Source organism: Marinomonas phycocola (assembly GCF_047525455.1).
In the GTDB taxonomy this organism is placed as follows: domain Bacteria; phylum Pseudomonadota; class Gammaproteobacteria; order Pseudomonadales; family Marinomonadaceae; genus Marinomonas.
Genome location: NZ_JBLIXL010000008.1, coordinates 123,355 through 137,714 on the forward strand (window position 1 = coordinate 123,355; position 14,360 = coordinate 137,714).

Below are 14,360 nucleotides of genomic sequence, written 5' to 3' on the forward strand. Positions count from 1 at the left end.
ATTACTTGCCAAAAGTTTAATTGCTCTACATCATTAATCGAAGGTAATGGAGACTTATAAATGTCCTTATGCATTATCTTTACGTCCTGTAAATATAAGATACGTCGAAGACTAATAAAAACAAAAAGCCTTGTCAATTATTTTTTTATTTTCATGTTTTATGTATTAGGGATTTGACTTAAGGTTCGTAAAATATTAAATTTCAAAACAACTTAAATTGAATGATAAAACCATATATAAAATATAATCACTAAGATCATCTTCAAAGGATTGAGGAAAATAACTATGGTAAAACTAGGAAAAATGATCGGTTCGGGCCACTGGGCTAATGTGTATGAATACAACAATGACCATGTCATAAAGCTATTCCATAAACATGTAGATCAATCCATTGCACAATATGAATTCGAAGTATCGAACAAGATATATAAATTAGGCATAAGTACACCTGCTGCTTATGATTTAGTTCAACTAGATATACAAAAAGGCATTGTTTTTCAGAAAGTAAATGGTTCAACATTAGTTGAAGAAGTAGCACATTCGCCTTTTAAATTAATGTTATACGTTAAACAATCTGCTCAGCTCTTTGCTCATGTGCACAAACTAAAAGCAACCGGGTTAATGTCATTTAAATTTCAGCTGTCAGAACGAATTAGCCTAGCAAATCAATTGGATCAGATTGAACAAGACTCAATTAAATACTATTTATCGACTCTAGAAGATGATTGCGATCTTTGCCATGGTGATTTCCACTTTGGAAATATTATGATTGAAGATGATAGTTTAAAAATCATTGATTGGGGAGGCGTATCCTGTGGACCAAAAATAGCAGACCTAACACTGGCTATAATCCAATTTCAAGTCGCTTCAATGACAAACAAGATTCCAACTTATCTAAAAATCATTATTTCTATGTTTAGACCATTTATTATCCATAAATTTATTGACGCCTATTGCCAATCTAACCCAAACCTTAATATTGATGAAGTAAAAGAGAGTATCCAACGTTGGCGATTACCCATCGCCGCAGCTCGACTTATTTCTTGTAATGCAGAGGAAAGTAAAACACTTCTTAATATCATTCGAAAAGAAATGCAGCGACACCAGTTGTTCTAAAGTTTCGTTTACTTTGTATAAACATCGCATCGCCTTTACCGTACCTAAGTTCGATACAATAGTTGTGGCCTGTATTTTTGAATGTTTTTTTTGAAGGTGTGCTTGTTTATGAGGAAATAAATCACAGATAATGAATGGTTTATTTTCAGTAATGTGGATGAGCATTAAAGCTATAAATGGATACGAAAATTACAGAAATACATGGCCGTTACATATAAAAAAAACTGGATGAACGGCATAACAATACCCGCCCATCCAGCTGTTTTTAAAGTAGATACCTTTTCTAAAAAACCTACCCTGTCGTTCTGCGTTTTACTTTTGATTTAGGCTTTCTTTTAACCGAGTTTGAAGAGCCATTGCTGTTTGCGCTCGCGGCTTTTATTCTCGCTTCTGTTTCTTGTTTTCTTTTCGCCTTTTCTCTCGCTTCTATATTCTCTTTTGTGGGGCGGTTGCTTGAATGAGACGCCCCCGTTTGTTGACCCGGCTTGGCTTTCACTGGTCGGCGACCTTGTCTGTTATCCGCCTCTTCAGCCGGGACCAACTTGTCTTTTCCGTTACCGATCAAATCATCACGCCCCATATCACGTAGCGTTTTACGCAATGCAGGCCAATTATTTGCATCGTGATAACGTAGAAAACCTTTTTGCGTCACTCGTTGCTCAGCATCTTTGGTGTTATGTACCATTTCACTCTTATACGAAACCGGTTTTAGCGGATTTTTATTTGAGTGGTACATCGCAGTGGCTAAAGACATCGGCGATGGATAGAAGGTTTGAACCTGATCAGGCTTAAAGTCATTTTTCTTAAGCCATAGAGCCAAATTCATCATGTCTTTATCATCACTGCCCGGATGAGCAGCAATAAAATAAGGTATTAAATACTGTTTTTTACCCGCTTCTTTAGAGTATTTTTCGAACATGCGTTTAAATTTATCGTACGTTCCCATTCCAGGTTTCATCATCTTTGATAATGTATCGTCTTCGGAGTGCTCTGGTGCAATTTTTAACAAACCACCCACATGATGGGTCACCAACTCGCGAACGTATTCAGGGTCTTCAACAGCAAGGTCATAACGCAAGCCAGACGCAATCGACACAGTATGAACACCTTCTACCGCTCTGGTTTTACGGTACAGTTCCGTTGTTGGGCTGTGGTCCGTATTTAAGTTTTCACAAATCACAGGGTACACACAAGACAGCTTACGACAGGATGCTTGAATTTCATCATCTTTACAGTTTAAGGTGTACATGTTTGACGTTGGGCCACCAAGATCAGAAATATGACCCGTAAAGCCCGGTACTTTTAGTTTTATCTCTTCTATTTCGTTCAAAATAGATTCGTGTGATCGACTTTGAATCACTCGGCCTTCATGCTCGGTAATGGAACAGAAAGTACAGCCACCAAAACAGCCACGCATGATATTAATGGATGTTTTAATCATGTCGTAAGCAGGGATACGCGCTTTTCCGTATTTCGGATGCGGTATGCGAGCATAAGGTAAATCAAACACACCATCCATTTCAGGTGTTTCTAAAGGAATTGGCGGTGGGTTTACCCAAACTTCTTTTTTACCATGCTTTTGAATCAAGGCCCTTGCGTTATGGGGGTTTGATTCTAAGTGGAGAATTCGAGAAGTATGCGCATACAAAACAGGGTCTTTAGATACTTTTTCAAAAGATGGTAAACGCACATAAGTTTTTGCAGGGTCTAATTTATTCCCACGACGCAATGGCGCAGGAATCACTCGAATCGGCATGACATCAGGATCGATTTCTTCACCGCTCTGACATTTTCCTTCTGGAATGTATTCATAAGGACTGTAGATTTTATCGACCTGACCAGGCCAATCCACTCGTGTTGAGTCAATTTCAGTATAACCACCCGGAGGTGTATTACGAATGATGGTTGTCCCACGAATGTCTGTCAACTCAGACATTTTTCTACCCTTCGCTATCGCATGAGTAACTTCAACCATGGCACGCTCGGCATTACCATAAAGTAAAATATCGGCTGTTGAATCCACCAGTACAGAACGGCGAACCTCATCACTCCAGTAGTCGTATTGCGCAATACGCCTTAAGCTTGCTTCAATACCACCGATCATCACAGGAACCTTGTTAAATGCCTCTTTACAACGTTGAGAATAAACAATAACCGCACGATCAGGGCGCTTACCACCCGCACCATAAGGTGTATATGCATCGTCATTACGTACTTTTAAATCCGCGGTATAACGATTAATTAGGGAGTCCATATTGCCAGCGGTCACCCCAAAAAAAAGATTTGGTTCACCCAACCGCTTAAAATCCTCAGCACTACGCCAATCAGGTTGATCGATAATTCCTACTCGATAGCCATGACGCTCTAATAAGCGCCCCATAACAGCCATCCCAAAACTAGGATGGTCAACATACGCATCACCCGTAACAATAATCACATCACAGCTATCCCAGCCTAATAGATCCATTTCCTCTCTTGACGTCGGTAAAAAAGACGATACACCGTAGCACTCAGCCCAATATTGCGGGTAAGAAAAGAGGTTGGGGGCGGTTTTGTGTTTTTTTATCATGATTCTGCTCTTGGTGGGCCGGTTATAATAACGACCATAACAATCGGAGTTTAGAAACTATTGTCTTTTCGATTACACGTATAACGTGGCATTATCCCAGAAAAACACTTAGGTATACAGCCTTCAAAAAATAAGTTAGACAAATAACAAACTCTCTCCACATTCACATCATTGAATTAAGCCTTTCATCTAAAAATAAACGCTCGGAGTGAAATGTCTATTTTCACATTTTATGCTTGATTTAATGCTTTAATTACCATGAAAAGCCCTTATTAAAAGCGTATTCTTAATTAATGAAACATTTTTCTCTTTGCCTGCATTTTATTTTGCAATGGTCCACTCTTCTACAGGAGTTCGTGTTAATGAATTTTAGTTACTCAAATAAAACCCTTATTCAGTTTGGTGAAGGCAGCATTAGCACTATTCAAGATTTGATTCCTCGTGATCAAAAAGTCTTAGTCATTTATGGTGGTGGCTCTATTAAAAAAAATGGCATCTACGAGCAAGTTACCAATGGATTAAAAAAACACCATTGGATCGAGTTTTCTGGTGTTGAAGCAAATCCCACAGTCGAAACGTTAGATAAAGCAGTGGTTCTAGCTCGTAAAGAAAACGTCGATTTTATTTTAGCTGTCGGCGGAGGTTCTGTTATTGATGGCAGTAAATACGTTGCTGCAGCCATCTGCTATGACGGAGAAGGCTGGAATATATTAACGGGTAAACATAAAATAACCCAAGCCATACCAATGGGGGCAATTTTAACGTTACCGGCTACAGGTTCAGAATCCAATACCGCAGCGGTTATTACTAAAAAAACCACTCAAGATAAATTGGCATTTATGAATCCCAATGTATTGCCTCAATTTGCAGTGCTCGATCCAGACGTCATTAAAACGTTACCAGAAAGGCAATTAATTAATGGCATCGTAGATGCGTTTGTTCATGTTTGTGAGCAGTATCTAACAGTGAAAACAGATGCGTGGGTACAAGAAGGCTATGCGGAAGTTCTACTCCGTAATCTTGTTAAGCTTGCAAAGGATTACGATCAAAAAGACTCAAAAGAATGGCGCAGTAATTTAATGTGGACTGCCAATCAATCCCTAAATGGGCTTATCGGTACTGGCGGCCCTCAAGACTGGGCAACTCATATGATTGGCCATGAACTTACCGCGTTTTATGGTGTCGATCACGCTAGAACATTAGCCTTAATTCAACCGTCGTTATTACGTAATCAAATTGCTGTTAAAAAAGCTAAGTTGGAACAAATGGGGCAGAATGTTTTTGGCTTAGCTGCGTCAGACACCCTAGCGCTAGACACTGTTGACGCCATTGAAACGCTTTACAATTCACTTGGTATGGCAACGTCTTTAAAAGATGCTGATATCACAGCAAATGAGGCGATCCCAACCATTCTAACCGCTCTTGAAAAACACGGTGGCGTTGCGTTAGGCGAACATCAGGCAATCACTCTTGATGTGACCAAAGCCATTTTAGAAAGTGCGGCTTAGTTTCATCATTATCTAGTTCTGTTATAAATGTCCTTAGAGTCACTCTTGAGGGCATTTGTGTTTCTACTAAACACGAGGAAACATACCAACAAATACGTGAGAATCAATCAATTCTTTGGATGTAGATTCTATGTTGAAAAACCAATCTCAACGAAAGTTTAGTCACCACGTAAAACACTAACCAACTCCAATTTATTCACTTCACACAGAGGGTTAATAATGTCTCTTGATAAAGCACCAAAATACATCAAACTTGCTGTTGACTTAATTGATATTCTAGAAACAAACGAGGTTGATTCAGAGACGGCGATTCAAGCACTGGAAATTGTTTTAAGAGACTTTAAGAAACGACAAGCCACCAAGGCTTTAGAAACAAGCGCTGAGAAGAAGCCTCAATAAAAAAGCCACTGACTAGCATTTGAGTAAGTGGCTTTCATCATTTATATTCACTACAACATATAACTATGGCTTTTTGGTAGCGAACGGATTATCCGACGACTTAAATTCGAACGAGATAGGTGTTCCCATAATATTCAGTACTTGACGGAATTTATTCTCTAGGAACTTCTTGTAACTACCAGGTAATGACCCTGTTTGATTCCCATGAACAACGATACGAGGAGGATTAGACCCACCTTGGTGAGCATAACGAAGTTTAATACGACGTCCTCTCACCATTGGAGGTTGATGCTCAGAAACCGCATCTTCTAAAATTCTTGTTAAACGGTTCGTTGACCATTTCGCGTAACAAGATTCGTACGTGTCTTCAATTGTATCATAAAGATCACCTACCGCTGTTCCATGAAGTGCTGATATATAGTGCACTTTTGCGTAAGGAATAAACCCTAAACGGCGTTCAACTTCTTTTTTGATGTGCTCTTTATCGTCTTTTTTCATGCCATCCCATTTATTAATGGCAATGACAACGCCACGACCTGCGTCCAAAACGTAACCAATCATGTGTAAATCTTGCTCAACCAAATCTTCTTGAGCATCAATAACAACAATCACTACGTTCGCGTCTTGAATCGCTTTTAGTGTTTTGACTATAGAGAACTTTTCCACCGCTTCTTTAATATGTTTACGGCGACGAACACCCGCAGTATCAATTAACGTATATTCTTTATCATAACGAGTATAAGGAATATACACACTGTCTCTTGTTGTTCCCGGCATGTCATATACAACAACACGGTCTTCACCAAGCATGCGGTTTACTAACGTGGATTTACCCACGTTAGGGCGACCTACTACACCAATACGAATGCCTTTCGATTCAATGTCAATTTGGTCTCGTGCCTCTTTTATTCTTTCAGCATAAGGCGCGATTACTTTATCAACCAATATATGGACACCTTTACCATGAGATGCTGCAATAGGATGCAAATCTCCAAAGCCCATAGAATAGAAGTCAGCCAACGCAATGGCTTCATTTATACCGTCTGTTTTATTAACCACTAAATAAATTGGTTTATTAGAACGGCGTAGATGATTGGCAATCATTTCATCTGCTGGATTGAGACCATGGCGGCCATCAACAAGAAACAAGACAGAATCCGCCTCTTCGATTGCCAATAAAGACTGTCGAGCCATTTTTTCATCAATGCCCTCTTCATCACCACTGATACCACCAGTATCTATAACAATAAATTCATGTTCGCCTACTTTCCCATCACCGTATTTACGGTCACGAGTTAAACCGGGGTAATCTGCTACTAGAGCATCACGAGAGCGAGTCATTTGATTAAACAGTGTTGACTTGCCAACATTGGGTCTACCAACCAATGCAATAACTGGGATCATTCTTTTACCTATAAAATATAAAAAGTGGCTACTGCTTTATTACAAAACAGTAGCCACTTAAAAATACCGTTATTATTACCTACTCTTTAGTAAGTAAGTGCGGTTACTTGTTCATTACGTGTAAGTATAAACAATTGTTGACCATCCGACACCATGCGACTGCCCGGCGGTAGATTAAGATCAGCAAGCTCTCTCGCATCAACGTCACCACTTTGCTTATTTAACAAACTGACATAGCCTGCTCGATCAATAACAGCAACATGATCACGCAAAAAAACAGGGGAGCTTAAGTCACGGCCTTTTAATGAATCTTGGTTCCATAACTCAGATCCATTTAGTGCATTCAAGCCAAAAACACGACTTTCTAAATCCACAACAACGAGAGTATCATCTTGTATCGCGACACTTAGCGCACTTGGAATACTACGTTGCCACAACAATCGGCCATTAGATAAATTTACTGCCGTTACAGTACCGTTATAAGCTGTCGCATACACTATGCCATTTTCAATCACTAAACGACCATCAACATCACTTAAGCGCTCAATTTCATAACGCCCTGTTGGCTTCCCAACTTCAAATGACCATTGCTCTTGGCCATTAAGTAAACCAAATGCTTTAATTTTTCCACTTGAAAATCCAACAATAACTTTACCCGCTTGAATCACTGGGGAGCTAGTTCCTCTTACTGTTAAATCAGGTAAGTCTTCTTTGATCCGCCAAAGAGTATCCCCAGTGTTGGCATTTAATAAACTTAACCAACCATCGGAAGTTTGAACGGCAAGTTTGTTAGCGGCTTGGGCTGGTTCAGATAAAATTTCAGATGTGAGCAGTTTTTTCCATAATACTTTTTCATCTTTCAGTGAAACAGAAACCAATTCTGCATCGTACGTTCCTAGATAGACTGTCTCTTCGTTCATCGCAATACCAGCACTGACATCGAAACCAGTATCAAAAGAATCTATTCGGCTGCCGGAATTTTTACGTAATTTATAGACGACACCCGTTTGAGTAGTAAAATAAATGTGCTCGCCTTTAGGAACGATAGTAAATCGTTCACTTGATTCACCAAAACCACCGTCAACACCACGACGCCAATCTGTACGTAAATCCAGTTTATTCTCGATTGGATCTGGGTCTGGAAGAGGAGGATGTGTTAAAGCACATCCTTGTAAAAACAAAGAGACAAGAGCCACACTGAGTATTCGTTTTTTCAACTTCATTAGCTCTTCACCAAGTCCTGTAGTTTAATGTTTAACAGTGGGTGAGAAGTCGACCCAGTTAAAGCATTGTTTGCGGATTCGTATGCGTCTCTCGCTTCGTCTTTTTTGCCGGAAGCCAATAGAATGTCTCCCTTTAGTTCTTGCTTTTGAACCGTGAATTCAGAAGAAGTTACTGCATTAACTTGAGCCAATGCTGCATCAAAATCTTGTTTTTCAAGCAATAATCGAGCAATTCTTAAACCAGAAATTGCTTTTAATGAAGCATCTTCTGTATTTTCTTGCACTTGCTTTAATGAATCAATCGCTTTGTCGAACTCACCCTTTTCAACCTCTAGGCGAGCTAGAATAAGTTGGCTGAATGCAGCATATCCTGTATCTGAATAATCATCCGTTAATTGATTCGCAATAAAAGCCACTGTTTTTTGGTTACTTTCAACACTCAAATCAACAGCGGCATCCATCATATTTTGATACAAAGCTGAAGCTTCATTTACATGGTTCTCTTGGCTTTGAGTCCACGCCTGCGTTCCAAAGTAGCCAGCAACACCGATTGAAACAGCCAGAACCAAAGAGGTTCCATTCTTTTTCCACCACGTTTTAAACGCTTCTATTTGTTCTTCTTCTGTTTTTAACTCTGACACGGTTAACCCCTTTTATAAAATAAACGTCTTTTATCGTTTATCTAATATCAAAATTAATGTTCAAATTTCTGAGAAAGATAACTCGGCAATGAATTCAAGTCACATTCGTTTTGTTCTCCAGTGCTCATATTTTTCACTTGGCAAATGCCTTTCGCTAACTCATCTTCACCTAATATAAGAGTAAAGCGAGCACCCGACTTATCTGCCTTTTTCATCTGATTCTTAAAGCTTCCACCACCACATTGACGCAATACCGTCCATGAGCTGTCAGTATCCTTTAACGTTTCGGAGAGTTTAAAAGAGGCCAGTTCGGCTTGATTACCAAGGCTCACTAAAAACACATCTACTTTTGCTTGAGCGGACTCTGGAACCAAATTTAACTCTTCCAATAATAGAATGAGTCGTTCCACCCCCATAGCAAAACCAACGCCAGGCGTAGATTTACCACCTAACTGCTCTACTAAGCCATCGTAACGGCCTCCAGCACACACAGTAGCTTGCGCTCCAAGATGGGTCGTTACCCATTCAAATACTGTTTTACCGTAATAATCTAAACCACGTACTAGAGCACGATTAATCGTAAAGGGAACATCATTTTCCGTTAAAATTTGTTTCAGACGATCAAAATGCAGTTGTGACTCTTCATCTATAAAATCTTCTAAATTTGGCGCGTTTTCTAAAATTCGCTGCGTCGCTTCATCCTTAGAATCTAAAATTCTCAGCGGATTTGTGTCTAAACGTCGCTGACTGTCCGCATCCAACTGATCTTTATATTCAGACAAATACGCCACTAATGCCGCTTTAAATAAATCACGGGATACAGCCAAACCTATGGTATTGAGTTGTAGCTCAACGTGATCAAGTAAACCTAGCCTTTTCCAAAGGCGCGCAGTTAAGATAATTAATTCCGCATCAATATCCGGTGTTGCCATGCCAAATGACTCAACGCCAATTTGATGAAATTGACGATAGCGACCTTTTTGTGGTCTTTCGTAGCGAAACATAGGGCCTGTATACCACAAGCGCTGAACTTGATTGAACAACAAGCCAGCTTGATCTGCTGCACGAACGCAACTTGCCGTACCTTCAGGACGTAAGGTTAGTGATTCACCATTACGATCATTAAAGGTGTACATTTCTTTTTCAACGATGTCTGTAGACTCCCCAACACCGCGTTTAAATAAATCCGTACTTTCAACAATAGGAAACCGGATTTGTTGATAACCATATCCTTGAACAACATCAGCAACAGTACGCTCAAGATACTGCCAAATAGAAGACTGCCCTGGAAGAATGTCGTTCATTCCTCGAATGGCTTGCACTTTACGACTCAAAATTATTTCCTTACACTTTTAAAATTAAATTCGCTGCGTCTGCTTCTTTTTTAGCGGCCTTTTCACGAATCATTTTTTCTAATTGATCTACAAGTTCTGGATTCTTGACTTTGACTTCTGGCTTACCATCTAAATAAACAAGATTGTTTGGTGATCCGCCAGCAAGACCCAAATCGACTTCTTTGGCTTCTCCAGGACCATTTACAACGCAACCGATCACAGCAACATCCATAGGGACTTTAATGTCATCAAGACGTTCTTCTAATTGATTCATGGTTTTTATCACATCAAAGTTTTGTCGTGAGCAACTAGGACAAGCAATGAAATTAATACCTCGGCTACGAAGTTTTAAGCTGCGTAACATGTCCCAACCCACTTTCACTTCTTGTACCGGATCAGCCGCTAATGAAACACGTAACGTATCACCAATACCATCCATCAAAAGCAATCCAAGGCCTATAGAAGACTTTACAGTGCCAGAACGAAACCCTCCGGCTTCGGTAATGCCTAAGTGCAATGGGTTATCAATTTGAGAGGCGATTTTACGATAAGCATCGACCGTCATAAAGATGTCAGATGCTTTCAAACTTAATTTAAATTCTTGGAAATCTAACTCATCAAAATATTCAATTTGTCTAAAGGCCGATTCAACTAATGCATCAGGTGTTGGCTCACCGTATTTTTTCTGTAGATCTTTTTCTAATGACCCTGCATTGATACCTATACGTATGGGAATATTTTTGTCACGAGCACAATCAACTACACTACGAACCCGATCCTTATTTCCTATATTTCCAGGGTTAATCCGTAAACAATCGACACCGTATTCGGCAACTTTTAGTGCAATTTTATAATCAAAGTGAATATCTGCAACCAATGGAGTGCTAACTTGCTCACGAATCTTTTTGAATGCTTCTGCAGCATCCATAGATGGGATAGATATACGAACAATATCAGCGCCTGCATCCGCAATGGCTCTAACCTGAGCAACCGTTTCGTCCACATTACATGTTTCTGTATTGGTCATACTCTGAATGCTAATTGGTGCATTTCCACCAACGGCAACATCGCCAACCATAATTTGGCGAGACACACGACGTTTAATAGGCGATTCAAAATGCATGACGGCTCCTACTTAAGCTCAAAACGAGCCAAATCTTTACGAATAAATGAAGTGAAATCAAATGCCTTACCTTTAAAGATTAATTCTTTTACACCCGGTGCGTAACCAAGTACAACACGATAAGACGACGAGCCAGATAAAGTTAACGTTTCTCCAGCCTTTTTAATTCCAGAGAATAAAATTCTACCCGCTTTGTTACGTACCTCAGTCCAGCAATCTTTACCAAAGCGCATCACAATGTCATCACTAAAAGTAACCTCAGCAGGCGCAGGAGTCTCTGAGTCCAACACGTTTTGATCTGAGTTTTTCGCCTTTGACTGCTTAGATAATGTTTCTGTATCCAGAGTTAGAGCATCAATACTCACTCCAGATTCAGTTAATAGTGCCTTTGCCTCAGAAGACAGCCCAGTAACAATGTCAGAATCATTCTTATCGATAGAACTGGTTAAAGGCGTGTTTTTGATTTGCGTTATTTCGGTTGCTGTTTGATCCGTTTCAGAGACAAAATCGCTTTTAGACACATCCGTTACATCACTGCTATTCAACGTTAATGTATCCACTTCTGTCTCTTTATCAACACTTAGCTCAGCAACAACATCTGATTCAGAAAGACTCTCGGCGGTTTCCATCATCGGCCACCAAAATGCAAGGAAAACTAATACTGAAGCCAAGACAACAGAGATAAGTACAACAATCGGATCCATCAAATGCGCTTGCTTCTTAACCTTATTGACAGGTTGAAGTACGGTTTTTTTACTTTCTTGAAGAGTATCGTAATACAACAATAAATTCGCTTCATCCAAGTGGAGAACATGGATATAACGTTTCAAATACCCTCTAGCAAAGACAGGGCTTCGAAATAAATCGAATCGATTATTTTCTAACGCTTGTACTTGATGCAGGGATATCTTAAGTTGATCCGATATCTGTCCTTGAGTTAAATTAAGATATAAACGCCTAGTTTGCAGTTCATGCCCTATATCCAGATCTGCGCCGTCACCATCTGTTAGAGCGTCAGAAGAAAAATCAGTATTCATTATATTTTGTACCTTGGTACTATACAGGCAGAAGGCGAGATTGAGGTAATTGAAGTAAGGTCAGACTCACGCGCTGCAACATGCCGTGACAGACATTCGAATTCCTCTTTATACTCGATAAGCTGAGTATATTTAGTGTTAACCTGAATAATTTTGTTTATTTGACTCGCCCTAATATTATTACCCTGTATTAAAACAAGATTGAGCTCAGTCAGCAAACCTATATAGGGCAATTTTCCCATTTCTTTTGCTTGAGCCATCAGTATGCTGGCCTTTTTTACATCATCTTTACTTATTAAGCATCGAGAGAGGTTTATCAAAGCACTTTGAGAATGCCCAACACTGAATTCAACCGCTTTTCGAAACCAAATACACGCCTCTTCGTACTTCCCTAGACGCATTAAAACAATGCCAAAGTTGTTTAATAAAAAACCATCTTTAGGGAACAGTTTAATACTCTTTTGATAGTAAGAATGTGCGTCTTCCAACTGATTCGTTTTGAGTAAATACAAAGAATTGATTCGAATATATTCAACTTTGTCCTTCAAAGACACATCCATTTTATCAAGATAAAACTTCGCTTTCTGAAATTGATTGGTTAACACGAACTCCTGAGCCAAAGAGAGCGACACACGCTCCTTTTGTTTTTGCTCTTGCAGAGGCTGTAAAGAACAGGCAGATAGAAAAACGACTAACACGATACAGAACATTTTCATAAGACATCCTTGTCTAATAATTATAAGAAACTATTGCTCAGAATATTTATAGAACCTCTAAGAGTTCACTTCTTTAAGTTCGATGTATTTTTGACTACGACGAGTTTTATCATGAAAATCGCCAACTAATTGACCACAAGCCGCATCAATATCGTCTCCGCGAGTTGTTCTCACTGTAACGGTATAACCATTGTCCGCTAAGATTTTTTGGAATCGACGAGTTTGGTTATTAGACGGTTTCTCATAACCAGAATTAGGGAACGGGTTAAACGGTATTAGATTAATTTTACATTCTAGATTTTTCAACAGCTCAACTAATTCATACGCTTGATGCTCCTGATCGTTTACACCAGCCATCATAGTATACTCAATCGTTATATGACGCTTATCAGGCAAGCTATCTAAATAATGTTGGCATGCTTCTAATAATTCAGCAATTGGGTATTTTTTATTAATAGGCACCAATTCATCACGCAATGGATTGGTGGGTGCATGTAAAGAAATAGCCAAAGAGACATCAGTTCTTTTTGCCAATTCATAAATTTTAGGCACCACACCTGATGTACTCAGTGTTACTCGACGTTTAGACAACCCATAAGCATGGTCATCCATCATTAGAATCATAGAGTCAACAACTGGCTCAAAGTTCATTAAAGGCTCCCCCATTCCCATCATAACGACATTTGTCACACGACGAGGGCCATTAGGGTCCATGAGACCAAATGATTTGATCGCAATCCACACCTGCCCAATAATTTCAGCGGGAGTTAAGTTACGGTTAAAACCTTGCTTACCCGTAGAACAAAAACTGCAATCCAAAGAACAGCCCACTTGAGAAGACACACACAGAGTTGCTCTATCGCCATCAGGAATCAAAACGGTTTCTACACAATTATTGCCGCCACCTTCCGTCCGTATAACCCATTTTCTCGTTCCATCTTGAGAAATGTTTTGGCTTACTATTTCAGGCGCTCTTATTTCTGAAATGTCTTGTAACTTTGCACGTAACTTTTTACTTACGTCTGTCATTTCATCGAAATTCTCTGCGCCTTTTTGATGTATCCATTTAAGCACTTGAGTAGCACGAAATTTCTTTTCACCAATGGATTCAAAAAATTCAACCATTTTTTTAGGTGATAAACCCAGTAAGTTTACCTTAGTTGCATCTGTCATAATAAATTAGTCACTTGCTTAAAATTGCATTAAGTTTAAACGAAAAAAGCTTCTGAAAAGACATTTCTTTTCAGAAGCTTCTAATAAGAAGTGAGTAAAAACCCACTTCTTATAGAC

General features: G+C 39.3%; 12 protein-coding genes. 3 read left to right on the top strand and 9 right to left on the bottom strand.

Annotation, left to right across the window (positions count from 1 at the left end):
* The first annotated feature begins 285 nt into the window (after positions 1-285).
* Positions 286-1,116 carry a phosphotransferase gene (locus ACMUMJ_RS08330; protein ID WP_414678358.1) on the top strand — a complete coding sequence of 277 codons (831 nt, stop codon included), beginning with the start codon at positions 286-288 and terminating at the stop codon, positions 1,114-1,116.
* A gap of 292 nt (positions 1,117-1,408) precedes the next feature.
* Here ACMUMJ_RS08330 and ACMUMJ_RS08335 read toward each other — a convergent pair whose 3' ends face one another.
* Positions 1,409-3,685 (bottom strand): YgiQ family radical SAM protein, encoded by a 2,277-nt coding sequence (locus ACMUMJ_RS08335; RefSeq protein ID WP_414678359.1) that lies wholly within the window; start codon positions 3,683-3,685, stop codon positions 1,409-1,411.
* Positions 3,686-4,047: 362 nt separating this feature from the next.
* Here ACMUMJ_RS08335 and ACMUMJ_RS08340 point away from each other — a divergent pair, with 362 nt between their 5' ends.
* Positions 4,048-5,193, top strand: coding sequence for an iron-containing alcohol dehydrogenase (locus tag ACMUMJ_RS08340; RefSeq protein ID WP_414678360.1), 1,146 nt, complete (start codon positions 4,048-4,050; stop codon positions 5,191-5,193).
* A gap of 219 nt (positions 5,194-5,412) precedes the next feature.
* Complete coding sequence (locus ACMUMJ_RS08345) at positions 5,413-5,592, top strand: YbaM family protein (RefSeq protein WP_414678361.1); 180 nt, start codon at positions 5,413-5,415, stop codon at positions 5,590-5,592.
* A gap of 63 nt (positions 5,593-5,655) precedes the next feature.
* Here ACMUMJ_RS08345 and der read toward each other — a convergent pair whose 3' ends face one another.
* The 8 genes from der to rlmN all read right to left on the bottom strand — a co-directional run bounded on the left by der (position 5,656) and on the right by rlmN (position 14,243).
* Positions 5,656-6,996, bottom strand: a complete 1,341-nt coding sequence (gene der, locus ACMUMJ_RS08350; protein WP_414678363.1) for a ribosome biogenesis GTPase Der — start codon at positions 6,994-6,996, stop codon at positions 5,656-5,658.
* Positions 6,997-7,082: 86 nt separating this feature from the next.
* On the bottom strand, positions 7,083-8,219 hold the full coding sequence (bamB, locus tag ACMUMJ_RS08355) for an outer membrane protein assembly factor BamB (protein WP_414678364.1): 1,137 nt from the start codon (positions 8,217-8,219) through the stop codon (positions 7,083-7,085).
* Complete coding sequence (locus tag ACMUMJ_RS08360; RefSeq protein WP_414678365.1) at positions 8,219-8,860, bottom strand: YfgM family protein; 642 nt, start codon at positions 8,858-8,860, stop codon at positions 8,219-8,221. Before ACMUMJ_RS08360 ends, bamB begins: the two co-directional genes overlap by 1 nt.
* 53 nt (positions 8,861-8,913) lie before the next feature.
* Positions 8,914-10,194 carry a histidine--tRNA ligase gene (gene hisS / locus ACMUMJ_RS08365; RefSeq protein WP_414678366.1) on the bottom strand — a complete coding sequence of 427 codons (1,281 nt, stop codon included), beginning with the start codon at positions 10,192-10,194 and terminating at the stop codon, positions 8,914-8,916.
* 10 nt (positions 10,195-10,204) lie between these two features.
* Positions 10,205-11,317 (bottom strand): flavodoxin-dependent (E)-4-hydroxy-3-methylbut-2-enyl-diphosphate synthase, encoded by a 1,113-nt coding sequence (gene ispG / locus ACMUMJ_RS08370; RefSeq protein WP_414678367.1) that lies wholly within the window; start codon positions 11,315-11,317, stop codon positions 10,205-10,207.
* Positions 11,318-11,325: 8 nt separating this feature from the next.
* Positions 11,326-12,354, bottom strand: coding sequence for a RodZ domain-containing protein (locus ACMUMJ_RS08375; protein ID WP_414678368.1), 1,029 nt, complete (start codon positions 12,352-12,354; stop codon positions 11,326-11,328).
* On the bottom strand, positions 12,354-13,070 hold the full coding sequence (locus tag ACMUMJ_RS08380) for a tetratricopeptide repeat protein (RefSeq protein ID WP_414678369.1): 717 nt from the start codon (positions 13,068-13,070) through the stop codon (positions 12,354-12,356). The genes ACMUMJ_RS08375 and ACMUMJ_RS08380 overlap by 1 nt, the downstream gene beginning before the upstream one ends.
* A 57-nt stretch (positions 13,071-13,127) precedes the next feature.
* Positions 13,128-14,243: a dual-specificity RNA methyltransferase RlmN gene (rlmN, locus tag ACMUMJ_RS08385; protein ID WP_414678370.1), complete on the bottom strand. Its 1,116-nt coding sequence runs from the start codon at positions 14,241-14,243 to the stop codon at positions 13,128-13,130.
* Positions 14,244-14,360: the final 117 nt, after the last annotated feature.

Coding starts and splice junctions, on each gene's coding strand:
- der (WP_414678363.1), bottom strand. CDS start 6,996: ATGATCCCAGTTATTGCATTGGTTGGTAGACCCAATGTTGGCAAGTCA.
- ACMUMJ_RS08375 (WP_414678368.1), bottom strand. CDS start 12,354: ATGAATACTGATTTTTCTTCTGACGCTCTAACAGATGGTGACGGCGCA.
- ACMUMJ_RS08380 (WP_414678369.1), bottom strand. CDS start 13,070: ATGAAAATGTTCTGTATCGTGTTAGTCGTTTTTCTATCTGCCTGTTCT.
- ACMUMJ_RS08330 (WP_414678358.1), top strand. CDS start 286: ATGGTAAAACTAGGAAAAATGATCGGTTCGGGCCACTGGGCTAATGTG.
- ACMUMJ_RS08335 (WP_414678359.1), bottom strand. CDS start 3,685: ATGATAAAAAAACACAAAACCGCCCCCAACCTCTTTTCTTACCCGCAA.
- ACMUMJ_RS08340 (WP_414678360.1), top strand. CDS start 4,048: ATGAATTTTAGTTACTCAAATAAAACCCTTATTCAGTTTGGTGAAGGC.
- ACMUMJ_RS08345 (WP_414678361.1), top strand. CDS start 5,413: ATGTCTCTTGATAAAGCACCAAAATACATCAAACTTGCTGTTGACTTA.
- ispG (WP_414678367.1), bottom strand. CDS start 11,317: ATGCATTTTGAATCGCCTATTAAACGTCGTGTGTCTCGCCAAATTATG.
- bamB (WP_414678364.1), bottom strand. CDS start 8,219: ATGAAGTTGAAAAAACGAATACTCAGTGTGGCTCTTGTCTCTTTGTTT.
- rlmN (WP_414678370.1), bottom strand. CDS start 14,243: ATGACAGATGCAACTAAGGTAAACTTACTGGGTTTATCACCTAAAAAA.